Source organism: Streptomyces sp. NPDC058683 (assembly GCF_042716195.1).
In the GTDB taxonomy this organism is placed as follows: domain Bacteria; phylum Actinomycetota; class Actinomycetes; order Streptomycetales; family Streptomycetaceae; genus Streptomyces.
Map to the genome: position 1 here is coordinate 25,881 of NZ_JBHXSK010000062.1, position 21,939 is coordinate 47,819.

At 69.8% G+C, this 21,939-nt stretch carries 22 protein-coding genes and 1 pseudogene; 13 read left to right on the forward strand and 10 right to left on the reverse strand.

Annotation, left to right across the window (positions count from 1 at the left end):
- The first annotated feature begins 14 nt into the window (after positions 1-14).
- Both ACFWXC_RS44960 and ACFWXC_RS44965 read left to right on the forward strand, forming a co-directional pair.
- Positions 15-1,667 carry an AMP-binding protein gene (locus tag ACFWXC_RS44960; RefSeq protein WP_384488642.1) on the forward strand — a complete coding sequence of 551 codons (1,653 nt, stop codon included), beginning with the start codon at positions 15-17 and terminating at the stop codon, positions 1,665-1,667.
- A 96-nt stretch (positions 1,668-1,763) separates the two neighbouring features.
- Entirely contained in the window at positions 1,764-2,819 is a 1,056-nt protein-coding gene (locus ACFWXC_RS44965) for an LLM class F420-dependent oxidoreductase (RefSeq protein ID WP_384488644.1), read from the forward strand.
- Here the strand turns inward: ACFWXC_RS44965 and ACFWXC_RS44970 are convergent.
- Positions 2,800-3,900, reverse strand: a complete 1,101-nt coding sequence (locus tag ACFWXC_RS44970; protein WP_384488646.1) for an acyl-CoA dehydrogenase family protein — start codon at positions 3,898-3,900, stop codon at positions 2,800-2,802. The genes ACFWXC_RS44965 and ACFWXC_RS44970 overlap by 20 nt on opposite strands.
- Before the next feature lie 128 nt (positions 3,901-4,028).
- On the opposite strand from ACFWXC_RS44970, the gene ACFWXC_RS44975 reads away from it, so the two are divergent.
- Entirely contained in the window at positions 4,029-4,835 is an 807-nt protein-coding gene (locus ACFWXC_RS44975) for an enoyl-CoA hydratase/isomerase family protein (RefSeq protein ID WP_384488648.1), read from the forward strand.
- A gap of 16 nt (positions 4,836-4,851) precedes the next feature.
- On the opposite strand, the gene ACFWXC_RS44980 is transcribed toward ACFWXC_RS44975, so the two are convergent.
- Together ACFWXC_RS44980 and ACFWXC_RS44985 are read right to left on the reverse strand one after the other, a co-directional pair.
- A complete protein-coding gene (locus ACFWXC_RS44980) occupies positions 4,852-6,096 on the reverse strand; it encodes a MaoC family dehydratase N-terminal domain-containing protein (protein WP_384488650.1) in 1,245 nt (414 codons plus the stop codon).
- A 51-nt stretch (positions 6,097-6,147) separates the two neighbouring features.
- Positions 6,148-7,686 (reverse strand): class I adenylate-forming enzyme family protein, encoded by a 1,539-nt coding sequence (locus ACFWXC_RS44985; RefSeq protein ID WP_384488652.1) that lies wholly within the window; start codon positions 7,684-7,686, stop codon positions 6,148-6,150.
- Between the two features lie 162 nt (positions 7,687-7,848).
- On the opposite strand from ACFWXC_RS44985, the gene ACFWXC_RS44990 reads away from it, so the two are divergent.
- On the forward strand, positions 7,849-8,616 hold the full coding sequence (locus ACFWXC_RS44990; protein WP_384488654.1) for an SDR family NAD(P)-dependent oxidoreductase: 768 nt from the start codon (positions 7,849-7,851) through the stop codon (positions 8,614-8,616).
- A complete protein-coding gene (locus ACFWXC_RS44995) occupies positions 8,613-9,383 on the forward strand; it encodes a crotonase/enoyl-CoA hydratase family protein (RefSeq protein ID WP_384488656.1) in 771 nt (256 codons plus the stop codon). The genes ACFWXC_RS44990 and ACFWXC_RS44995 overlap by 4 nt, the downstream gene beginning before the upstream one ends.
- A gap of 235 nt (positions 9,384-9,618) precedes the next feature.
- On the opposite strand, the pseudogene ACFWXC_RS45000 reads toward ACFWXC_RS44995, so the two are convergent.
- Together ACFWXC_RS45000 and ACFWXC_RS45005 are read right to left on the reverse strand one after the other, a co-directional pair.
- Positions 9,619-9,981 (reverse strand): annotated as a pseudogene (locus ACFWXC_RS45000) (transposase); the annotation flags it as partial.
- 180 nt (positions 9,982-10,161) lie between these two features.
- The gene (locus ACFWXC_RS45005; protein ID WP_384488713.1) at positions 10,162-11,022 is read right to left on the reverse strand and encodes an alpha/beta fold hydrolase; all 861 of its coding nucleotides are present in this window, start codon (positions 11,020-11,022) and stop codon (positions 10,162-10,164) included.
- Positions 11,023-11,835: 813 nt separating this feature from the next.
- On the opposite strand from ACFWXC_RS45005, the gene ACFWXC_RS45010 reads away from it, so the two are divergent.
- From ACFWXC_RS45010 to ACFWXC_RS45035, 6 genes are all read left to right on the forward strand, one after another.
- The gene (locus ACFWXC_RS45010) at positions 11,836-12,396 is read left to right on the forward strand and encodes a TetR/AcrR family transcriptional regulator (protein WP_384488658.1); all 561 of its coding nucleotides are present in this window, start codon (positions 11,836-11,838) and stop codon (positions 12,394-12,396) included.
- Between the two features lie 51 nt (positions 12,397-12,447).
- Positions 12,448-13,350, forward strand: coding sequence for an NADP-dependent oxidoreductase (locus tag ACFWXC_RS45015; protein ID WP_384488660.1), 903 nt, complete (start codon positions 12,448-12,450; stop codon positions 13,348-13,350).
- A gap of 211 nt (positions 13,351-13,561) precedes the next feature.
- Positions 13,562-13,693: a hypothetical protein gene (locus tag ACFWXC_RS45020; protein ID WP_384488662.1), complete on the forward strand. Its 132-nt coding sequence runs from the start codon at positions 13,562-13,564 to the stop codon at positions 13,691-13,693.
- A gap of 60 nt (positions 13,694-13,753) precedes the next feature.
- The gene (locus ACFWXC_RS45025) at positions 13,754-14,737 is read left to right on the forward strand and encodes an IS5 family transposase (protein WP_384488664.1); all 984 of its coding nucleotides are present in this window, start codon (positions 13,754-13,756) and stop codon (positions 14,735-14,737) included.
- A gap of 231 nt (positions 14,738-14,968) precedes the next feature.
- Complete coding sequence (locus ACFWXC_RS45030; protein WP_384488666.1) at positions 14,969-15,469, forward strand: hypothetical protein; 501 nt, start codon at positions 14,969-14,971, stop codon at positions 15,467-15,469.
- Positions 15,470-15,600: 131 nt separating this feature from the next.
- Positions 15,601-17,055, forward strand: coding sequence for an NF041680 family putative transposase (locus tag ACFWXC_RS45035; RefSeq protein ID WP_384488715.1), 1,455 nt, complete (start codon positions 15,601-15,603; stop codon positions 17,053-17,055).
- 135 nt (positions 17,056-17,190) lie between these two features.
- Here the strand turns inward: ACFWXC_RS45035 and ACFWXC_RS45040 are convergent, their stop codons facing one another.
- The 5 genes from ACFWXC_RS45040 to ACFWXC_RS45060 all read right to left on the reverse strand — a co-directional run bounded on the left by ACFWXC_RS45040 (position 17,191) and on the right by ACFWXC_RS45060 (position 20,741).
- On the reverse strand, positions 17,191-17,625 hold the full coding sequence (locus ACFWXC_RS45040) for an SRPBCC family protein (protein ID WP_384488668.1): 435 nt from the start codon (positions 17,623-17,625) through the stop codon (positions 17,191-17,193).
- Positions 17,626-17,686: 61 nt separating this feature from the next.
- On the reverse strand, positions 17,687-18,316 hold the full coding sequence (locus ACFWXC_RS45045) for a TetR/AcrR family transcriptional regulator (protein WP_384488670.1): 630 nt from the start codon (positions 18,314-18,316) through the stop codon (positions 17,687-17,689).
- On the reverse strand, positions 18,309-19,142 hold the full coding sequence (locus ACFWXC_RS45050; protein ID WP_384488672.1) for an alpha/beta fold hydrolase: 834 nt from the start codon (positions 19,140-19,142) through the stop codon (positions 18,309-18,311). The genes ACFWXC_RS45045 and ACFWXC_RS45050 overlap by 8 nt, the downstream gene beginning before the upstream one ends.
- Before the next feature lie 230 nt (positions 19,143-19,372).
- Entirely contained in the window at positions 19,373-19,912 is a 540-nt protein-coding gene (locus ACFWXC_RS45055; RefSeq protein WP_384488674.1) for a hypothetical protein, read from the reverse strand.
- A gap of 196 nt (positions 19,913-20,108) precedes the next feature.
- The gene (locus ACFWXC_RS45060) at positions 20,109-20,741 is read right to left on the reverse strand and encodes a hypothetical protein (protein ID WP_384488676.1); all 633 of its coding nucleotides are present in this window, start codon (positions 20,739-20,741) and stop codon (positions 20,109-20,111) included.
- A gap of 240 nt (positions 20,742-20,981) precedes the next feature.
- Here ACFWXC_RS45060 and ACFWXC_RS45065 point away from each other — a divergent pair, with 240 nt between their 5' ends.
- Entirely contained in the window at positions 20,982-21,266 is a 285-nt protein-coding gene (locus tag ACFWXC_RS45065; protein WP_384488678.1) for a hypothetical protein, read from the forward strand.
- A gap of 117 nt (positions 21,267-21,383) precedes the next feature.
- On the forward strand, positions 21,384-21,923 hold the full coding sequence (locus tag ACFWXC_RS45070; RefSeq protein ID WP_384488680.1) for a GNAT family N-acetyltransferase: 540 nt from the start codon (positions 21,384-21,386) through the stop codon (positions 21,921-21,923).
- Positions 21,924-21,939 lie beyond the last annotated feature (16 nt).

Consider the following 21,939-nt stretch of genomic DNA (forward strand, 5'->3'; position numbering starts at 1 on the left):
CGGAGGGGACGGCAGTGAGCGTGACACCCGAGCAGCGGCGGCACGACCTCGACGCCCTGCGGGAGCGCTGGTACCGGGAGGGCCACTACTCCTCGCGCACCATGGCCGACGCCCTGGAGGACGCCGGCCGCCGGGTGCCCGGGACGCGGTTCGTGTTCGCCGCGGAGACGGAGACGACCACGGTCACCCTGGCGGACGTGCTCGCACTGGGCAGACGGGCGGCGGCCGGGCTGCGCCGGCTCGGGGTACGGCCCGGTGACGTGGTCGCCGTACAGGTCCCCAACCGGCTGGAGCTGGTGGTGTCGTACTTCGGCACCTGGCTGGCCGGCGCGGTCGTCCTGCCCATCACCCACATCTACGACTCCGCCGAGGTCGGCGTCATCCTGCGCGATGCCCGGGCGAAGCTGCTCGTCCTGGCCGACGCGTGGCGCTCCATCGACTTCGGTGAACGCCTGGCCCGCCTCGACGCGGGGCCCGCCCTCGACCACGTCGTCATGATCGGCGACCGGGTGGCGCCGGACACGGTCCCTTGGGCCACCCTGCTCGCCGAGGCGGAGGAGACGCCGCCGCGCGAGGACGTGTGCGCCGACGACGTGTGCGCGGTGATCTACACCTCCGGGACCACCGGCGCGCCCAAGGGCGTGCAGCACACCCACAACACGCTGCTGCACGAGCTGCGCAAGGGTGACCTGATGAACGAGGCGGGACCCGACGACACCCGCCTCGTCCCCTGGCCCTCCGGCCATGTCGCGGGACTGCTCGCCGCGTGCAGCGGGATCGTCGGGGGCACCGACACGGTGCACATGGACCGCTGGAACGAACGCCGTGCCGTCGAGCTCGTCGAGGAGTTCCGGTGCACCATCACCAGCGGCACACCCCTGCACGTGGAGGCGCTGCTTAGGGCTGCCGAGGAGCACGGCCGGGACATCTCCAGCCTGCGCTTCGTCCAGATCGGCGCCGCCAACGTCCCGCCCGCGCTGGTCGCCAGGGCCGACGACGCGGGCATCGTCGTGGCCCGCGCCTACGGCAGCACCGAGCACCCTCGGTGTGCGACCTCACCGCTGGACGCCTCGGCGCGCCAGCGGTCCCAGACGGACGGCCTGGTGCGCTTCGGCGACGAGGTGCGGATCGTCGACGAGGAACTGCGTCCGCTGCCGGTGGGGGAGGCGGGTGAGGTCGTGACCCGCGGTCCCAGCCAGTTCGTCGGCTACCGCGACCGCGCGTACGACGCAGTGGCGTTCCTGCCCGGCGGCTGGTTCCGCACCGGCGACGTGGGACGGCTCGACGAGGACGGCCACCTGACCATCACCGACCGCATCAAGGACATCATCATCCGCGGCGGGGAGAACATCGCCTCCAAGGAGGTCGAGGACATCCTCACCACCCACCCACGGGTCCGGCACGCCGCCGTGGTCGCCGAACCCGACCCGCGGTACGGCGAGCGCGTGGCCGCCTTCGTGGTCCTCGACAGCGGCACACTCGACGTCGCGGAGGTACGCGAACTGTTCGCCCGTCACCGGGTGGCGCCGCAGAAGGCGCCCGAGCGTGTCGTGGTCGTCCCCGACCTCCCGCGGGCCCCGTCGGGGAAGGTCCGCAAGTTCGAGCTGCGCGAACGGCTGCGGGGGGCGGGGGCCACGGAACAGTCCGCCGAGAGGGCCCGTGCCTGACCGCCCGTACCCCGTGCCTGACCGCCCCGCAACGTGTGCCGCCGTGATCCGGGGCCGGTCCTGGCCTCGGCCCCGGCGTAACAAGAGAGGCTCCTCATGGACGTGGGACTGCTGATGAGCTCCTCCGGCGGCTTCGCCGAAGCCGCCCGGCGGCTGGGTGACTTCGAGGCGGCCGGAGTCGACTCGGTGCTGCTGCCCGAGGCGTACACCTTCGACTCGGTGAGCCGGCTCGGCCACCTCGCCGCACGCACCGAGCGGATGCGCCTCGCGACCAGCATCCTCAACGTGTACTCGCGCACCCCCGCGCTCCTCGCGATGACCGCGGCCGGACTCGACTTCGTGTCGGAAGGACGGTTCGAACTGGGCATCGGGGCGTCCGGCCCCCAGGTGGTCGAGGGGTTCCACGGGCTGCCCCACACGTCCCCGCTGACCCGGATCCGGGAGGTGATCGAGATCTGCCGGACCGTCTGGCGGCGTGCGCCTCTGCGGCACGAGGGCCGGGTCTTCCAGCTGCCGCTGACCGCCGAGCGCGGGGGTACGGGCCGGGGCGGCCGCGCTCTGAAGCTCATCAACCATCCCGTCCGGCCGGACATCCCGATCGTCCTGGCGGCCTTGGGCCCCAGGAGCGTGGAGCTGGCGGCGGAGCTGTGCGAGGGGTGGCAGCCCACGCTGTACCTTCCGGAGGCGGCCAAGGAGTTCTTCGGCCCCTCTATGGAGTCCGGGCGGGCCCGGCGGCGGGGCGGGCTGCCGCCGCTCAGGGTCGTCGCCGACGTCAAGGTCCTCGTCAGCGACGACGAGGAGGAACTCGCGGCCGGACGGCAACGGGTCCGCGAGTACATCGCCCTGTACGTCGGCGGCATGGGAGCCCCGGGCCGGAACTTCTACAACGCCCTCGTCGCGCGGTACGGCTTCGAAGGTCCGGCGGCGCAGATCGAGGAGCTGTACCAGGGCGGTCGCAAGGACGAGGCGGCCGCCGCGGTCCCCGGCGAACTGGTCGACGCGGTGGCCCTGGTGGGCCCGAGGGGTCTGGTCGCGGAGCGGGTGGCGGCGTTCCGCGACAGCGGGATCACGGGGCTGAACGCCTCGCCGATCGCGGTCACCCACGATCGGCGGGTCGGGGACATGGAACTGCTCAAGCGGCTTGCCGGCTGACCGCCGTGCACTCCAGGTGGGCGAGCACCCGCTGATGATGGTGGGCGGCGGTGCCGTGGACCAGCGAGTCCACCGTCGCCCGCCGCAGATACAGGTGCAGGTCGTGTTCCCAGGTGAAGCCGATGCCGCCATGGGTCTGCAAGGCCTCCCCGGCGACATCGGGGAGGCCTTCGCTCGCGAAGGCCTTGGCCACGGAGGCCGCCATGGCGGCGTCGTCGTGGCCCGCGTCGAAGGCCATGGCCGCGTAGTAGGTGGCGGCCCGCAGGCCCCGCAGGGTGATCAGCATGTCGGCGGCCTTGTGCTTGACGGCCTGGAAGCTGCCCAGCGGACGGCCGAACTGTTCGCGCACGGTCACATGGCCGACCGTCATCTCCAGCAGCCGCTGCCCCACGCCCAGCGCGTCCGCTGCGGTGAGGACCGCCATCGCGTCCACCGCCCGGCTCGCGTCGCCGGGGCGGTCGGACAGCACCTGTCCGGGCGGCACGGTCACGTCGTCGAACACGACGTCGTACCAGGAACGGGTCAGATCCAGGGTGGTGCGCCGCTCCGTACGGGCCGCGGACGTCGGGACCAGGAGGACGTACGGTTCGTCCCCGGTGAGTGTCACCAGCAGCCAGTCGGTGCAGGCGGCGGCGTGCACGGCCGTGGCCCGGCCCGACAGGACGAGGTGCTGCCCCGCCCGGCGCGCGGCGAGGGAGCCGTGGTGGACGAACCCCGCCTTCAGCCGTCCTTCGCCGAGTTCCGACGCGGCCTGTGCGGCGAGGTCGTTCAGCGCAGGGCTCCACGCGGCGGCCATCGACGCCAGGGCCGTCTCCATGAACGGGCCCGGTGCCGCCGCGCGTCCCAGTTCCTCGGCCACCAGGCAGAGTTCCGCCAGCCCCTGCTCCGCGCCTCCTTGGCCTTCGGGGGTCGCGAGACCCGTCCAGCCCATGCGTGCGCCCCTGTTCCACAGCTTGTCGTCGACGTCCAGTCCCGCGTCGTGGACCGACCGGACGAGGTGCGGAGGGCAGTACGAGGTGAGCAGATCCCGCGACGTCTCGCGCAACGCGGCCTGTTCCTCGGAGAGTTCGAAGTCCACCATCGACCGGCCCTTCCCTGGTCGTACCGGTTACGGATCACTAGCCTCTCATTGAGTGTAATGATTAAGCTATCTGAGGTGTCAGCTTCCGGACGATCCCATGGCCGGGAACCCGGCGGGGGAGAGGAACGATGATGTCGGACCAGGAGTCCAGCGCCGGCGAGCGCGCGTACGAGACCGTGCTGTTCGAGGTGGCAGAGCACGTCGCCACGGTCACCCTCAGCCGTCCGCACAAGCTCAACGCGTTCAACCAGACCATGGTGGACGAGTTCCGGGACATCTGGGAGCGCGTGCGCACCGAGGACGCCGTCCACGTGGTGGTCCTGCGGGCCGCCGGCGAGCGCGCCTTCTGCACGGGCACCGACGTCGACGACGGGATCCATCTCGCGGAGAACGTGTGGAGCCAGGAGGATCCGGGGCGGGGGCTGAGTCCCAAGCAGAACAGGGTGTGGAAGCCGGTCGTCGCCGCCGTGCACGGCATGGTCGCCGGCGGCGCGTTCTACTGGCTCAACGACTGCGACATCGTGATCGGCGCGGACGACGCCACCTTCTTCGACCCGCATGTGAGTTACGGCATGACCTCGGCGCTGGAGCCCATCGGGCTGGCCCGGCGCATCCCCCTCGGCGAAGCCCTGCGGTGGGCGCTGCTCGGGCTGGACGAGCGGATGTCGGCCGCGCGGGCGCGCGAGATCGGTCTGGTGTCCGAGCTGGTGCCCTACCCGGAACTGTGGGGCCGGGCCGACGAACTGGCGCGCATCATCGCGGCCAAGCCGCCCGCGGCCGTGCAGGGAACCGTCCGGGCGATCTGGGAGACGCACGGCCTGGACCGCGAGGCGGCCCAGGCACTCGGCTGGCACTACACGACGATCGGCAATCCCCTCGGCAAGCCGCAGGTCTCGCGCGAGACCTTCGCCAAACCCAAATGGACCCTGCGCTGACCCGGACCTTGCCCCGTCAGCCGGCGAACCGCGCGATCTCCGCGTCCAGCAGATCGCCGAGGGTGTCCGCCGGAGGGTCCGGCAGGCGCACCGGGGCCTGCCGGGTCGGCAGGAGTACGACGGCCCGTCCCGGTGTCGAGACCTCCCCGCGCTGGTTGTGGCAGGCCACCTCGATGTGCACCTCGTTGCCGACGTCGGTCCGTATCTTGTCCACCACGACACCGCGCACCCACGTGGTGTCCCCGACGTAGTTGAACTTGCGGTGCTCGCAGCGGAGTCTGAACAGCCAGCCGTCGTCGCCCATCCAGTCCGTCAGGGCGTGGGTCAGCCAGGTCTCGCGCATGCCGCCGTAGTCGTAGCTCATGGGGATGCCCAGTTCCCGTGCGCGCGCCGGCTCCCAGTGCAGCCGCTGCACCGTGTCCGGGATGTTCCGGGCGTTGGGCGGGTACAGACCGGGGGCTTTGCGCCGCACCCGCCGGGCGACCGCGAAGGCCCCCGGCGGCGTCAGCTGCATGCCCCACCCCACATGCCAGACGACCACGTCGGTCACGGTGAGCGGCCCCTTGACCCGGGGCTGGAGCTCGTCGCCGACGTGGACGTCCTCGAAGTAGCGGGTGTTCGCCCCGCGGCGCTCCTCGGCGTCGTAGGCCGCGTCGATCTCGGCGAGCTGGCCGGCGGTGTAGGGGGGAAACTCCAGGTCCTCCTTCCCGCCGGCTCGGTTCCTGCTGGTGTGCCGTTCGGCGTGGATCCAGGTGCCGCGCTGGAGGGCGACCACCTGCCCCGCGCCGTCGGCGAACAGGAAGCCGTTGGTCACGTGGGCGGCCCTGCCGCCGAAGGAACTCGGCTTGACCTGGACGCCGACCTGGGCCCGCAGGCAGGAGCAGCGGTCGCCGAGACGCAGCGGCCGGTAGTACTCGAACTCCATGGCGGCCTGGTAGGCGCCGAGCCCGGCGAACGGGTCGCCCTTGAGGATCGCCTTGGCCCGGTCGTCCGGTTCGACGGCGTTCTCGCCCATGGTGTAGAGGAAGTTCGGCGGTGCGATCGTGCCCTTCCACCGGGTGGCCGGGCCGTGTGCGGGGTCGCACCACAGGGGGTTGTCGTCGCCGTATCCGAGTGCGAAGTGACGGATGCCGTCGGCGGTCACTTCGAGGTTGTGCGGTGGCAGGCGGCGCTGGGGGACACCGATGCGGCGGCGTGAGCGCTCCACGGCGTCGTCGGTGAGGAGGCCGTAGTCCGGCCGGTCCGTCAACGTGGTCACCATCTCTCCTTGCTTCGTGGGCAGGCGGCTGTCCGGCGAGCGGGTGGACCGGCCCTAGCCGCGGTCGGGGAACGGTCCACCGGCGGTGAAGAGCTTCTGGAGCCGGGGCCGGTCGACCTTGAGCGAGGGAGTCCGCGGCAACTGGTCCAGGATCCGCAGATCCACCGGCATCTGATAGCGCGTCAGTCGGCTCGCCAGGTGGTCGAGCAGGTCCTGTCTGCTGGCCTGGGCGCACAACGTGACCGCCACGACCGGCACTTCACCCAGGCGTTCGTCCGGCAGCCCGACGGCGGTGGCGTCACTCACGGCCGGATGCTGGTGCAGCGCGTCCTCGATCACACTCGGGGGAATCTTGAAGCCGCCCCGGTTGATCGCGTCGTCCGCGCGGCCGTGGATGAACAGGAAGCCGTCCGCGTCCAGCGAGGCCAGGTCGTTCGTGCGCAGCCAGCCCCCGTTGGTGACGGGCAGTTGGGGGCCGCGGGCCTCCAGCAGTCCGATGCTGTCCGGTGCCTGGACGTCCTGTGTCGTGCGGTCGACCACCCGCAGTTCGATGCCGCGGTGGGCGCGGCCCACGCTGCCGCGCTTCGCTCCCGCCCACTGGCGGTGATCGGCGAGCGACCAGCCCGCGATGGCGCCGGCGAACTCGGTGGCGCCGTAGGTGGCGAGGACCGGTATGCCGTACCGGGCCTCGAACTCCTCGGCCAGTTCGGGCGGCAGGGGCGCCGTGCCGGAGCCGATCGCCCGCACGCTGCTGAAGGTGTCGACGGGGAGCTCCGCGTGCAGCACCATGCGGATCGCGGTGGGCGGCAGGCGCAGTTGGCGCGGCCGGTGCCGGCGGACCAACCGGGCCCACTCGTCGACCTGGAACCGTTCCATCAGGGCGACGGACCGGCCGTCGACGGCATGGGCGATCGCGAAGTACAGCCCGCTGATGTGGGCGAGCGAGGACCACAGGATGACGCATCCGCGGCGCAGGCGCGGGCCGGTGCTGTCGTCGAGCACCGTGCCGGCGGCATGGAAGGCGGCGGTCAGCTGCGGATAGGTCAGGGAGACGCGCTTGGGCCTGCCGGTCGTGCCGCTGGTCATCATCACCACGGCCACGTCGTCCGCGGGAAGCCCGGCCGGTGAGGCCGTCCAGGAGTCCGGCCGGAGCAGCAGGCCCGTCTCCTGGCAAGCGGTCAGAGGGACGGCGCCGATGTCCTTTGCCGCGTCACGGACGGCGTCCCGGGCCCAGTCCTCCTCGTCGGCGACGACGACGTCCGGGCGCAGTGAGCGGATGTCGTCACCGAGGCCCGTCTCGCCCACGTGGGGGCTGAGGGTGACGATCTGTCGGCCGGTGGCGATCACCGCCAGCAGTGCGGCCAGTGGGGCCGGCCTGTTGCGCAGGACGAGGCCGACCCGTCGAGCGGAGGGGTGACCGCCCAGGAGGGCTTCCAGATCGCGGGTGGCGTCGGCGAGGTACGACCACGGAAGGCTCGACTCCGCGAAGGTCAGCGCCGTCGCGGTCGGGTCGATGCCCATCACGTGACGGAGCCAGTTCGAGAGCAGGGGCAAGGTGCGCCCGGCGGGATGCGAGCGGGCCTGTTTCGTCATGGCGTCCTTCTACGGGGAGGCAGACGTTTAAGCTAAATTAGTTACTTGATTCTATGGGTACAGTCCAGGTGAGGCCAATGGGTGGCCCGCTCTGGTGCGTCGAAGGCACTCCTGAAACAGACAAATCTTTTATTTGACATGCCTGATTCTTGGGGAGGACACATGCAGTTGGACGCCATCACCGCAGTCGTCACCGGCGGCGCCTCCGGCCTCGGAGCCGCGACCGCGGCGGCGTTCGCGGAGGCGGGAGCGAAGGTGGTCATCACCGACCTGCCCGGCTCCGCCGGTGCCCGGGCGGCTGCCGCGACAGGCGGCGGAGTCCGGTTCGTGCCCGCCGACATCACCGACGAGGACAGCCTGCGGGCTGCCTTCGAAGCGGCCCGGGAGACCGGCAACCTGCGAGCCGTCGTGCACTGCGCGGGCCGCGGCGGGGACCGGCTGCGCATCCTCGACAAGTCCGGCGCGCCCGCCGCGCTGGACAGTTACCGGCAGGTCCTGGAGGTCAACCTCGTCGGCAGCTACAACGTCCTGCGGCTGGCGGCGGCCGCCATGGCCGGCAACACCGTCGAGGACGGCGACCGCGGTGCCATCGTGCTGACCGCGTCGGCAGCGGCCTTCGAGGGACAGATCGGCCAGACCTCGTACGCCTCCTCCAAGGGCGGTGTGCACGCGATGACCCTGGTGGCCGCCCGCGACCTCGCGAGCTGGGCGATCCGGGTGAACACCATCGCGCCCGGAACCTTCGACACCCCGATGCTGGCAAGGCTGCGCGAGGACATCCGGCAGAGCATCGCCGAGACCATCCCCCACCCCAGGCGCCTCGGCCATGCCGCGGACTACGCCGACCTGGCGCTGGCCATGGTGCGCAACCCCTACCTCAACGGCGAGACCGTCCGCCTCGACGGCGCCCTGCGCATGGGCCCGCGGTGAGCGCCGCCCCCGAGGTCCTGGTGGACGCACACGACCGGGTCCTCGTCATCACCCTCAACAGACCGGCACAGAAGAACGCGATGACCCTGGCGGCCGCCCATCTCGTCGCCGAGGCCCTCGACCGCCTGGACGACTCACCGGACCTGTCCGTCGCCGTCCTGGCCGGCGCCGGCGGGACCTTCTGCGCGGGCATGGACCTGAAACGGTTCGCGCTCGGGGAGCGTCCGGCGCTGCCGGGCCGTGGCTTCGGCGGGCTGGTCGAGGCACCCCCCGAGAAGCCGATCATCGCCGCGGTCGAGGGCTGGGCGCTCGGCGGCGGCTGCGAACTCGCCCTGGCCTGCGACATGGTGGTGGCAGCGCGAGGAGCACGCTTCGGGCTGCCCGAAGTCAGGCGTGGTCTGGTGGCACGGGGCGGCGGAATGATCAGGCTGCCGCAGCGTCTGCCGCGCTCCGTCGCGATGGAACTGCTGCTCACGGGCGACCCGATCGACGCCGAGCGGGCGGAGCGACTGGGACTGGTCAACCGCGTCGTCCCCGAGGGGCAGGCGCTGGAGGCGGCGCTACAACTCGCCGGACGCGTCGCCGGGAACGCGCCCCTGGCCGTGCGGTGCGCCAAGGCCGTGGCGAGCGCCGCCCCCGGGTGGCCACAGGACGAGGCGTGGCGCAGACAGGCTTCGCTGTCCGACGCCGTGTTCGCATCGCAGGACGCACAAGAAGGAGCACGGGCCTTCGTGGAGCGCAGGGACCCCAAGTGGACGGGGCGTTAGACGCGTCGCGGGTGACGTCACCGGGTGCCGGCGGCGAACCGGTCGGTGCCCGGCACGGCGAGCAGGGCGAGTTTCTCGCGGCTCTCCGTGCCCGGGGTGGTGGTGAATGGCAGCAGCGACTGATCTTGTCTTTTAACCTCTGAGGCTGTCGCGCTCGATGATGCTCTCGGGGAGCCTGGTCGTTTTCCCGACGCCATAGTGGGTCGTGGGGCGGCGGTTCTTCGAAGGGCCGGGGACAGAACAGACGATCCGCGCTGGTCGGCGCGTTCAGGCGGAGCCAGTTGCTCACGTCGACGGCGAGGACCAGGCGGCCGTCGGCGGCCTGCGGCATGGGCAGGCCGGCCAGCACCTGCCGCAGCTGGGGCGCGTCCACGCTTCCGCTGTTGAGTACGTCGTACATCGCGCCGTGTCCGCGCCGGTGCTCAGCCACCAGCGTCAGGTCGACCGGCGCCGTCACCGGTCCGTCCGCGCACAGCAACGCGTCGGCGAGGTCGAACAGTTCGTCCCCACGCGCGGTCAGGCAGTCGAATAAGTCGTCCCGGAAGCGGGACGCTTTCGCGAACTCCTCCCCCGGAACATGATCAGGCAGCAAACTCACCTTCAACGGCCTTCGTCGTGGTCATGCGTGTCCCTGGCCGGAGCACATGATCAGACGAAGGCCGTCTCAGCGTCCGGTGAACACCCAGGTGAGCGGCCTAGTTCGAGGACCATTTCGACACCGGTCCTGCCGCGGTGCCGGCAGCGTGGGATGAGGCTGGCCGGCAATCCGGTCGAAGCCCTATGAGCCCACCGTGCCCTGCACGAATCGCCGAAGGTGCGCACGCACGGTGGTGGGCTGTTCCAACCAGGGCTCGTGCCCAGCGTCTTCGACGCGCGTCAGCGGAAGATCGAGCCTGAGCGCGAGTGATTCAAGAGCCGACACTGGGCGGGGATCGTCGGTCCCACCGAGAAGCTCCGCCCGCGCGGGCAGGCATGCGCGCAGCTCGGCAAGATGCTCATCGAGCGGGTCCGCGCGCCCTGCCTTGCCAAGCTCGCTGTTCATAGCCCAGTTGACGGGGCGACGCCGCCAGGCACCCTGCGCGGCCCAGTGCCAGCCCCGTTCGGGATCGGCGTGGTCGGTGAACCAGGCCAGTGTGAGCAGCTCGACCTCCTGCTCCTCCGAGCGGTGCGGCGACTCCTCCAATGCGCGGAGCCGCTCCAGCTGTGCTGCGGACATGCGGCGGCCTCGCTCCGCTCGGTACCCGGTACGCCAATCATCGACGAACGGCCCGCACATCAGCAGCATCGCGGCAGCCCGGTCAGGATGCGTCAGGCAGAACCGGCTCGCCAGGTCAGTACCGTAGGAGTGGCCGATCAGCACAGCGCTGGGCACGTCCCATGCGTCGAGCAACTCGATGAGATCGTCGACATGCCGGGCGAAGGAATGGCGCCCCCGCCACGGGGATCGACCCGTGCCACGCTGGTCGTACCGGTACACAGGCGCGAGGTCCGCGACCATGGGGGCGACATCGCCCAGATAATCCGGCAGACCCGGACCGCCATGGAGCATGACCACAGCCGGCCGCCGAGTCGTGTCCCCCAGCGCCATCCAACGTAACTGCGCCTCGTCGGTCATCGACGTGAGGCCCTGCGTCTCCATCAAGGTCACCGCGGAGAACCTTCCGGTGTCAGTGCCTGTTCCATATCTCCAGTTCCGAGGAGTCCTGGCGCCTAGGCTGGCCGTGTGTCCGAGGGCGCCGGGCCGGCCGGAGAGCGGGTGTGTGGGGGCTGTGGTGAACGACTGAGGCTTGGAGCGCGGTCCGACGCAGTGTTCCGTTCTGCGGTGTGTCGTGCCAGGCAGTGGCGTCGGGTATGCCGGCTGCGGAAGCGGGTGGCGGCCGAGCTGGACGGCGATGGTGTGACCAAGTGCCCGGTCTGTGGGGCGACTTGGGAGGTGGGGGTGGACCGGCGGTCGGACGCCGTCTACTGCTCGCGGCGGTGCGTGACGAGGGCTTGGCGGGCCTGGACGGATTCGTACGGTGAACGGTCACGGTGACCGTTAGACGAACACGTCCGGATCGCACTTCTGATCATATAACGGTCACCCCTGGTTAATCGTTGTGATCATAGGATTTGCATTCCGACTCTCGGGTTCGAGAGGCGGGTCGTGTCTCGTCACGGTCAACGGCCGTGCCCGGCCAGCGGGTTGGGGTGAGAGCCGTGCCCGAAGGGATCGAGAAGACCGGCGACGGCGGGAAGGTGCTGCCGTGGTTCGTGCGTAGTTCGGGCACTCGGACCGACGGCAACATCCGCTCATGCCGATGAGCGGACACCTGACCTTGAGCTGGCACGGCAAGCCGCAGCGTGCAGGTTGGATCGAACCAAGGTATTTTCGATACGCTACGGAAGCGTAGCGGAATTGAGGTGCGGGGTGGGTACTTCGGAGTCCAGCGGCACGACTCGGCCCTCGGTGATGGGACGGCCGCGGGATTCCAGCCGTGACCTGGCCATTCTTGACGCGACACTGTCACTGCTGACCGAGGTGGGATACGAGCAGCTCTCGATGGAGGCGGTGGCCGGGCGTTCCGGGGCGGCGAAGACGACGATCTACCGCCGGTACCCCGACAAGGCGGCGCTGGTCGCCGCAGCGGTCGAGCGCCGTGCGCCCGCGAAGCCCCCACAGCCTGCGGGAGAGAGTCTCCGGGAGGACGTGCATTCCCTGGCGGCATGGCTCGCGCGGAGCATCTCCGAACAGGACGTGGGTCTGCTCGGGGCCGTGTTCGCCGGCATGCGCAGCGACGCGCGGCTCGCCCAGGCGATGCGGCGGATCCTGCGGCGGGACGAGACCGCGATGACGGACGGACTTGTTCGCCAAGCGGCCGAGCGGCTGGTGCCCGGGGCGGCACCGCTCTTTGCCGAGGTCGCTTCCGCGGTGATCGTGCATCGCGTCGTGGTCGTGGGCGAGCCGTGCGACGCCGCCTTCGTTGCGCATCTCGTCGACGACATCCTCTTGCCGCTCCTGCGCCGTACCTGAGCGTCCTCTCGCGCGATCCGGCCGATTCGCATCACTCGCAAACTGGGAGACATGATGAAAGCAGTGCGCTATGACCGTTTTTCGGGCATCGACGGGATTTACCTCGCGGACGTCCCCGAGCCCGTGGCCGGCCCGGGCGAGGTGGTGGTACGGGTCGAGGCCGGTGCGCTCAACCCCGGGGCGCTACCCGCGCTGCACGGCAGTTCGTACACGCCGGGTCGCGATCTCGCCGGTGAAGTCGTTGCGGTCGGTGCCGACGTGCTCGACTTCACCGTCGGTGACGCGGTGCTGGGCAGGCTCCAGAGCTGGGACGCCCACGCCCAGTTCGTCGCCATCCCCGCCGTCCAGCTGGTGAGCAAGCCTCAAGCCCTCTCCTGGGACGTGGCGGGCTCGCTCTACACCACACCGATGGCGGGCCTCGGTGCCATCCGGGCGGTTGAGCCCCGTCCGGGCGAGACCATCGTGATCTCGGGCGCATCGGGCGGCGTCGGGTTCACCGCCGCCCAGCTCGCACTCCGTGCCGGAGCGACGGTGATCGGTCTGACCAGCGACGCACATTTCGACCTGCTCCGGCAACATGGCATCCAGCCTGTCCAATACGGCGACGGCGAACAGGAACGGATCCTCGCCACCACCGACCGAGCCGATGCCTTCGTCGACGCCGTCGGTGGCGGCTACATCGACCTCGCCATCAACCTCGGCGTTCCGATAGACCGCATCGACACCGTCGTCGACTATCGCGGAGCGAAAGAAAAGGGCGTCAAGTCTCTCGGAACGACCGATGCCGGCGGCACCCCGGCGCTGGCCGAACTGGCCGCCCTCGCCGCTACCGGCGACCTGTACATCCCCATCGCCGCAACGTACCCACTCACCGCCGTGCGCGACGCCTATCAGGCCTTGGCCGACCGCAAGACCCACGGGCGCATCGTGCTCCACCCCCAAGATCTCGTCTGAACCACCCTCGTCCCACATCCGCTCATGCCGCAAAGTGGTCGCTCGCCGCTCCAGTTCGGCGGGGTCGTTCCCAGCTCGATGCAGGCGCTGGGAACGACCCGAGGTGAACTCAGGTCATCGTCGTGCTGCGATGACGGGTATGGCGAGTTCGACCGGCGCGACGCGAGCCAGGCGCTTGGTCTCTTCGCGTTTCTGCCGGAGGAAGGTGAGAGTGAGGTCGATACCCTCGACCTCACCGAGCCATGCCTCGTGCGCGAAGGGGCGGTGGATCAGGCACCTCAACACCCAGCTCAGTTCGGTGGAGTCCACCCTCGACATCATCGCGGAGCACATCGACACCTGACCGAATGGGGGGGACGGCGGAACCGTCCCCCAACCCCCTTTCCTGGAAGGAGGGTTCGCGTTGTCCCGGCGCCGCTGCTATCCCTCCGACACCTACGACGACGAATGGGCCCTCACCGAGGCCCTCCTCCCGCCGCCGGCCTGCGAGTGCCCCACCGGGGGCCGTCCCGAGAAGCACCCGCGCCGCGAGGTCGTCGACGCGATCCGCTACGTCGTCGACACCGGTTGCAAGTGGCGGGCCCTGCCCCGCGACTTCCCGCCCTGGCGGACCTGCTACAACTTCATGGCCCGCTGGGCGGCGGCCGGCGTCGTCGGACAGATCCGCGACCAGCTCCGCAAACGCATCCGCCGTGAGATGGGCCCTGCGCCCGGCGCGGTCGCCACCGTCATCGACTCCCAGTCCCTGAAGGTCGCGGAGACCGTCGGGCGTGACTCGCGCGGTTACGACGGCGCGAAGAAGATCAACGGTCGAAAACGGCACCTGGTCGTCGACACCAAAGGCCTGCCGCTGTTCGTCATGGTCACCCCAGCCGACACGACCGACCGCGACGCGGCGAAGGAAGTGCTGTTCCGGCTGCGGCTGATACACCCCGAGATCGCCATCGTCTGGGCCGACTCCGGTTATGCCGGACAGCTCGTGACCTGGGCGAGGAAGCATCTCGATCTGACGCTGAAGACCATCAGCCGTCCGAAGGACGCGGTCGGGTTCGTCATCCTGCCCCGTCGCTGGGTCGTCGAACGCTCGCTCGCCTGGATCATGCACGCCCGCCGTCACGCCTGGGACTACGAGCGGCTCATCCAGCACTCGGAATCGTTGATCACCTGGGCCGCGATCACCCTGATGACCAGGCGCATCACCCGCCGGTCCTCCCGCAGGAGCGGACAATCCAGCCTCCCGCGAGGCCATCCGGGACTGATCGTTCTCAAGTTCACGGTCGGCAACTCCACCCGGACCGGCCCGGAATCCCGGCCGGGAGCCCACTTTCCCACGAGGCAGCTCAGCCGGCCAGGCTCCGCGCTACTGGCCTGCCGGGCAGCGGTGTGACAAATCAACCGCCTCATTGGCAGGAGAACGCTGCCCGGCAGACCCCCGATCTTGGCCCAGCGGGAGGGCGCAGCGCGACGGCGCACAAGCGCGTTTGGCATGCCTGAATCAGGAACAGGCACTCACCTTGTTCTTTAACCTCGGTCCGGCCATGGCAGGGTGGCTGGCGGGCCTGCGAGTAAGCGTCGAATCGGGATGCACCGCTGTGCAAGGCAGTTGCATACTCACCGCATGGCCTTGTTCTCTGGGCGGTTCCGGGATCCGCGCAGCACCGAGTACGACTTCATCAGCTTGATCATTGTGCGGTGTCCTGGTTGCGAAAAGGCCGCTCGTGTCGTTCCAGCGCCCGAAGACTCTGATTCCGGGGGTCGGATCCTGTTCAGGCCGCGACGTCTGGTCTGTCGTGGCTGCGGGCTGTCTCGGGTGTGGAGCGGCCGTCGTGTCGGGCTCTCTGCCGGCACAGCTCAACCTGCGACGGATCCGTACTTCGGTATGCCTTTGTGGCTCCAGGTTGAGACCCGGCACGGGTGGTTGTGGGCGTACAACCTCGAGCATCTCGACTTGATCCGTCGTTTCGTCCAGGCATCGCTGCGGGAACGAGCGCCCTGGTACGACACCGGGCAGAAGATGACGTTGGTGGCCCGTCTTCCGGCATGGATCAAGCGGGCGAAGAACCGGGGCGAGATCCTGCGTGCCGTCAGCCGTATCCAGGCCTCGCTGGTTGCCGCCTGACCTGCTCACCGGCGTTCGAACATCACTCGAACTTGATCTCTGGTTGGGCTGTTCTACGGACACGCGGGCGGCCTCCGCACGATCATGTGCTCCGACCAAAGAGGCACTTGACCAGTGCGAAGGCCGTAAGGGTGAGTCTGCTGCCTGATGCTGTTCCGGCGGAGGCGTTCGCGAACGCCTCACGCTTTCGGGACGACTTATTCGACTGTCTGACCGCGCGCGGGGACGAACTGTTCGAGCTCGTCGACGCGTTGCTGTGCGCGGACGGTCCGGTGACGTCGCCGGTGGACCTGACGCTGGTGGCCGAGCACCGGCGCGGGCACGGCGCGATGTACGAGGCGTTGAACAGCGGGAACGTGGATGTGCCCCGGTTTCGGCAGGTGCTGGCCGGTCTGCCGATGCCGCGGGCCGCCGACGGGCGCCTGGTTTTGGCGGTCGACGTCAGCAACTGGTTGCGCCCTGACGCGCCGACCAGCGCGAACCGTCTGTTCTGCCACGTCTACGGCCGCAGCGGACGGTCCTCGGACCAGTTCATTCCCGGCTGGCCGTACTCGTTCGTCGCCGCCCTCGAATCGGGCCGGACGTCCTGGTGCCAGCTCCTGGACGCCGTCCGTCTCGGCCCCGCGGACGACGTCGCCGAGGTCACCGCCGCCCAGGTCCGCCGTGTGGTCGAGGACCTGATCGAGATGGGCCGCTGGCACTTGGGCGACCGCGACATCCTCATCGTCTTCGACGCCGGCTACGACGCCCCGCGCATGGCCCACCTCCTCGACGGCCTCCCGGTCGAGGTGCTGAGACGGATGCGCTCCGACCGCGTCATGCGACGGCCGACGCCCTCGCTCAAGGAGTACACCCTGGCCTATCCCCGGGGCGGGCGACCGCCGAAGCACGGCAAGGAGTTCCGCTTCGCCAAGCCGGAGACCTGGGGCGAGCCGGACGCGACTACGACGCAGGTCACCGACCGGTACGGCACCGCCCGCGCGATGGCCTGGGACCGCATCCACCCCCGCCTGACCACCCGCTCCGCGTGGATCGACCACACGGGCGAACTCCCCATCATCGAGGGCACACTAATCCGCCTCCAGGTAGACCGCCTGCCCGGCGGAGGCGACCCGCTCCCGCTCTGGCTGTGGTCCTCCGCCACCGGCCTGAGCAGCCACGACGTCGACGTGCGCTGGCAGGCGTTCCTACGGAGATTCGACCTGGAGCACACCTTCCGGTTGATGAAACAGACCCTCGGGTGGACCCGTCCGAAGCTGCGAACCCCCGAGGCCGGCGAGCGCTGGACCTGGCTGATCATCGCCGCGCACACCCAGATCCGACTTTTGCGCGGGGCAGCCGCCGACTTGCGGCGGCCATGGGAGAAGCCCGCCGAGTCCGGCCGGCTCACCCCGGCCCGAGTCCGCCGGGGGTTTCGGAACCTCCGCCCGCACCTGCACTGTCCGGCCCGTGCACCGAAACCCTCAACTCCCGGCCCTGGAAGACCACTTGGCTCGAAGAACCGGCGACCCGCCACCCGCTACGACGTGGGCAAGACCGTGAAGCGACCCGAAAGTATCACCGAACGAAACCTGCTCAGACCATAAATCACAAGCTGATTACCTGTTTGCGAACCTTGGCTCGGGGTTCGGCTCGCATGGAGTTGCGCTCACGTTCGGGCGGGGTGCGCATCGCTGTCCGGGGCCTCGAAGGTGGCGTCGTCCTGGCAGGTGAGGGCGCCGTCACCGTGGGCTGTCGGTGAGGCCTTCCACCCGCTGCTTGAGGCCTTGGTTGAACTCGGCGTACCCGTCGCGCTTGGGCGTCCTCAGCAACCGCCGGGTCAGGGTGACCAGGGCGCCGGAGAACTCCTCGTGGTTGGTCAGGCGGGTGGTGCCGTCGTGGTTCGGGGAGAGGACGAAGGAGTGCTGGCCCTGGAACAGCCGCTTCGTGCCGAGCGTGCCGGTCCACCGCAACTCCTGGCCGGGTGTCGCGACGGTGACCGTGGGCCTGAAGGTCATGCCCGGCATGCGCATGGTGAGCCTGCTTCCCACCTGAGCGGTTCCCTCGGCTGCGGAGAAATTGCTCCACTCCCCATAGGCGGCGAAGTCGGTGAGGACGTTCCACACCGATTCCGGGGTGGCGTCGATGTCGATGACGGCGGTGAGGACAGCGTCCATGACGGTTCCCATTTCTGGCGGGTGTGAGGAGGAGGGGTTGGCGGTCCGGCGAGCGCGTGGTCTACCGGTGATGATCGGCGGGGTCTGCGACGTCGGTGGAGTCCGTGATCGCGGCGGAGTCTGTGCTCGCCGCGGCGCGAAGGCCACGGTCGACGAGGTCGATGAGGTACTCGAAGCTCTCGCCGACGTCGGTGGACCACTGGAATCCGCCGGATGCCTGCAGGCTGGCGAAGCCGTGGAAGACACTGCGCACCGCCCGCAGCGCGTGGGTCATCTGCTGCGGGGCGATGTCGTATCCCCGCAGTACCGCTTCGAAGGGTCCGATCCCTCGTCTGGCGGCGAGCGTGATCGGGTCGTCGGGGCCGGTCGGCGTGAGGCCGAGGGTCGCCGCGTAGCGACCGGGGTGGGCGAGTACGAAGTCGCGGAGCGCGCCGGCCGCGGCCGCCAGGGCGTCGCGCCCGGCGCGGCCCTGGATGGCCGTGCCGATCGCGTCGGCGGCCTCGTCGAAGGCGAGCGCCGCGATGCGCCGGTGGAGGTCGTCCTGGCTGGCGATGTGCTTGTAGAGCGACGGGGCGCGCACCCCGACCCGCTCGGCCAGCCGGCCCATGGTCAGCTCGGTGAAGCCGATCTCGTCCGCGAGTTCGGCGGCGGCGACGACGATCGTGGCCGCGTCCAGGCCTGCCCTAGGCATCGACGCCGGCCAGGAAGGTCAGGACCGCGGTGAGGGTCTGCTGAGGAAATTGGACGTGCGGGTAGTGACCGGCCCCCTCGATCATCTCCAGCCGGCCCAGACCGGTCGGCAGGTCGGCGACGATCGCCTCGCCCTCGGCCTGCGGTGAGGCCCAGTCGGGGTCGAGGGTGCCCTGCACGATGAGCACCGGGCAGGTGACGTTGCCCAGCTGCTCACCGGCGTCGACGGGGGAGATCTTGCCCATCGCCTGCAGGACCTTCATCCGGCCGGGCTCCTCCAGCATCGCGGTGATCTGCCCCATGCGCGTGTCCCAGTCCGCGGGCTTGGAGCCGGGGTAGGCGACGTCCAGGTACTTGGCCCACTGCCGGGTGCTGCCGAGGATGGTGGTGCCCATGAGATGGGTCGCGCCGCGGCGGTAGCCGGCCACCCGCAGGTCACCGAGCCGGACCTGCTGCTTGCGGGTGAAGGGCGCGAGCTCGACCAGTGCGGTGATGAGCTCCGGGGCCTTGGCCGCGGCGATCGTGACCGCACCGCCGGCGATGGAGTGGCCGACGAGCACCGCGGGTTCGCCGAGGTGCTTCACCAGGGCGATCAGGTCACCCGCGAGGTCCGTGCGGGTGTAGGACGCCCACCCGACGCTGGACTCACCGTGACCGCGCAGGTCCACCGCGACGACTCGGTACCCGGCTTCCACCAGGGCGGGAGTGAAGAACCGGTAGGCCTCGCGGCTGTCGCCCATGCCGTGGGCAACCACCACCAGCGGCCCGGCTGCGCCGCTCACCTCGTACGCGATCGTCCCACCGTTGACGTTCAGGAACTCGGTCACGACTACCTCCATTGACTCTGCCAGTCCGATGGCTAACTGCGTTAGCTAAAAGCTATCAGCCTTAGCCTGGAAGTCAATCCCCACGAAAGGGCTGCGGGCCAGGCCGTGCCGCACATGGAGCCCGCGGGCTATGCCACCCCCCAACAAGCGCGGGCGGATGATGCAAAGCTCCGCCACCTCCTCGCGGCGCAGACCCGGAGCACGTCGGCGTTGCCCGCGGCGCAGCCCCATCAGACGGCCAGCTCCTGGCCCGCGTCCGGCAGTGGCACGCCGACATCCACCAGCTGCGCGAACGCGGCTGGACGATCAGCGCGATTGCCGACGGCCTGGGTCGGGACCGCAAGACGGTGCGCCCCTACCTGACGACCGACCTCGACCAGATCCTCGCCTCCGCACGAGAGCGCGGGCTCAACGGCCACATCAACCGCTTCAAGTCGTACCTGCAACAACGCTTCCGCGGCCGCACGATCAACGCCGCAGGCCCCTTCCGCGACATTCGCGAACGCGGCTACCGCGGAAGCCGCGTCGTCGTCACCGAGTACATCGCGACCCTCCGAGCCGGCACCGCCGACCCCGAACCAGCACGGCCGATCCCCAGCCCCCGCCGAATCACCACCTGCATCATTCGCAGCCCCGACACCCTGACCGACAGCTGGCGCGACCAGCTCGAACGCATCCTGGAAGCCTGCCCCGACTTCGCCACCGCACCTGATCCCGCCCACGAGTTCAGCGCCATCGCCCGCGAACGCCGAGGCCACGACCTCATCCACCGGATGACCCGCACCCTCGACCACGGACTATCGCCGGTCATACGGGCGAGCGTCCTTCGCTCTCCTGCGGACCCTGGTTCTCGCTCAGCCGCCGTGATCGTCGGAACGGCAGAACACCCTCGTGATCGTCGACCGCCTCGGTCACCGCCGGCGCGGCGGGCGGCCAGGCGCCACTGGTCGGAGCGGCCGGCCTGCTTCAGAGCTGCTGCCCGGGCCCTACGACCGTGAGTCCCACCTGCTCGACGAGCCAGTGCGCGTACGGCTCCCTCATCTGGCGGCCGTCGACGCCGGCGCTGCGGACATGGACGAGGACGGTGTGGTCATCGGCGGACTCGTCGAGCTCGCGGGTGCGGGTATTGAAGAGGAGCGTCACCTCAGCGTGCTTGGACTCGGCGTGAAAACCCACCTCGGGCGCGTCCGGCCAGCGCAGCATCTCCCAGTTGATCCAACCCACGTTCGTGCCGATCGCCGCCGTGAACGCGTCCTCGATGCTGCCGACCGGCTGGTCGTACAGCTCGCACTCCACCGGCAGCCGCCCTTCGTACGCGGCCGGGTCGGCCGGCAGACCCGGCCCCTGCACGCCGGCGACCAGCGCGGGCTGCTCCTCCAACGGCACCCCGTCGAAGTCCAGGTAATCCGCCTGCCCTCGGAACCACCCCTCGGGCAGTTCCTTCGCCACACGCCGCACCTCGGCGATGGAACGAATCTCTGCGTACACGGAGACCTTGGAGTACTCGCAGCGACCGAACTCCATGAGACGGCGCGCGGTGCTGAGGGCGAGTGCGAGGTCGGGGGTACGGAAGACGGGATAGGCGATGTCGTTGGACATGCGTGCACTGTGCCACGGCCCGTCGTCGCAGGTCATCGCGCTTTCGGACGATCGTGCGCGCGTCCGCCTGTGGCCCGCCGGCAGCAGGTGCCCACTGTGGCCCGCCGGCAGCAGGTGCCCATTTCGGACGACCCATGCGTCTGTCCGAGCGTCTTCCGAGCGTGCCACGAACGGGAGACACGCGCTGAGAGGTATGCAGTTTCGAGCAAGGCGGCCTTGGTTCACGCGAGGAGATCAGCTATGTACGCAGTGGTTCGGCGGTACGAAGGGGTGACGGATCCTGCCGAGGCGGGACGCCGAGTGGACGAGGGATTCGTCCCCCTCCTCCGCCAGGTCCCCGGCTTCGTGGCCTACTACTGGATCGACGCCGGGGATGGAGTGATGGTCTCTACCAGCGTCTATGAAGACCAGGCCGGGGCCGACGAGTCGGTCAAGAGGGCGGCGGACTTCGTACGGGACAACCTCGCGTCGCTGCTTCCCAACCCTCCTCAGGTCACGGCAGGCCAGGTCGTGGCTGCCGGGTAGCGGACTCCGCAGTGGGGCCGGAGTATTCTCGCGCTGCTGACCTGGCTATTCGGCCCGCGGGCGGAAGTCAAAGGACAAGCTGATTGCCGGCGCCTCTCGGGTTGTTAGTCTGCGCGCATGTCAGACCTGGAGCCCGTCGCCTGGCCACCTGAGCCGGTCAGGACCGAGAGGCTCGTGCTCCGTGAGCCCGAGGCCCGGGACCGTGCGGCGTTCATCGAGCTGTTGGCGTCGCCAGAGGTGCACACCTACCTCGGTGGCCCCCGCTCGCGTGACGAACTCGAGCGCGAGATGCCCGGGGTACCCGAGCGGTGGCCCGGGAGTTTCGTCGTTGATCTCGACGGGACGATGATCGGCCAGATCCTGCTCAGGAGAGCCACGGAGCACCGTCGCCCGGCTGCCGCGGGGAAGGCCGATCTCGGCTACATGTTCCTGCCGCGGGCGTGGGGATTCGGGTACGCCGCCGAGGCGTGCGCGGCGGCACTCGAGTGGTTCGACGGCGTCCTTCCCGGCGAGCCCGTGGTGCTCGCCACCCAGACCGCCAACGTCGGTTCGATGCGCCTCGCGGCAAAGCTGGGTTTCCTCGAGGTGGAGCGGTTCCAGGCCTGGGACGCCGAGCAATGGCTCGGCCTGCGGCCCCCGGTCACGCCCTCCGCTTGAGCCCAAGGTCGCCAGG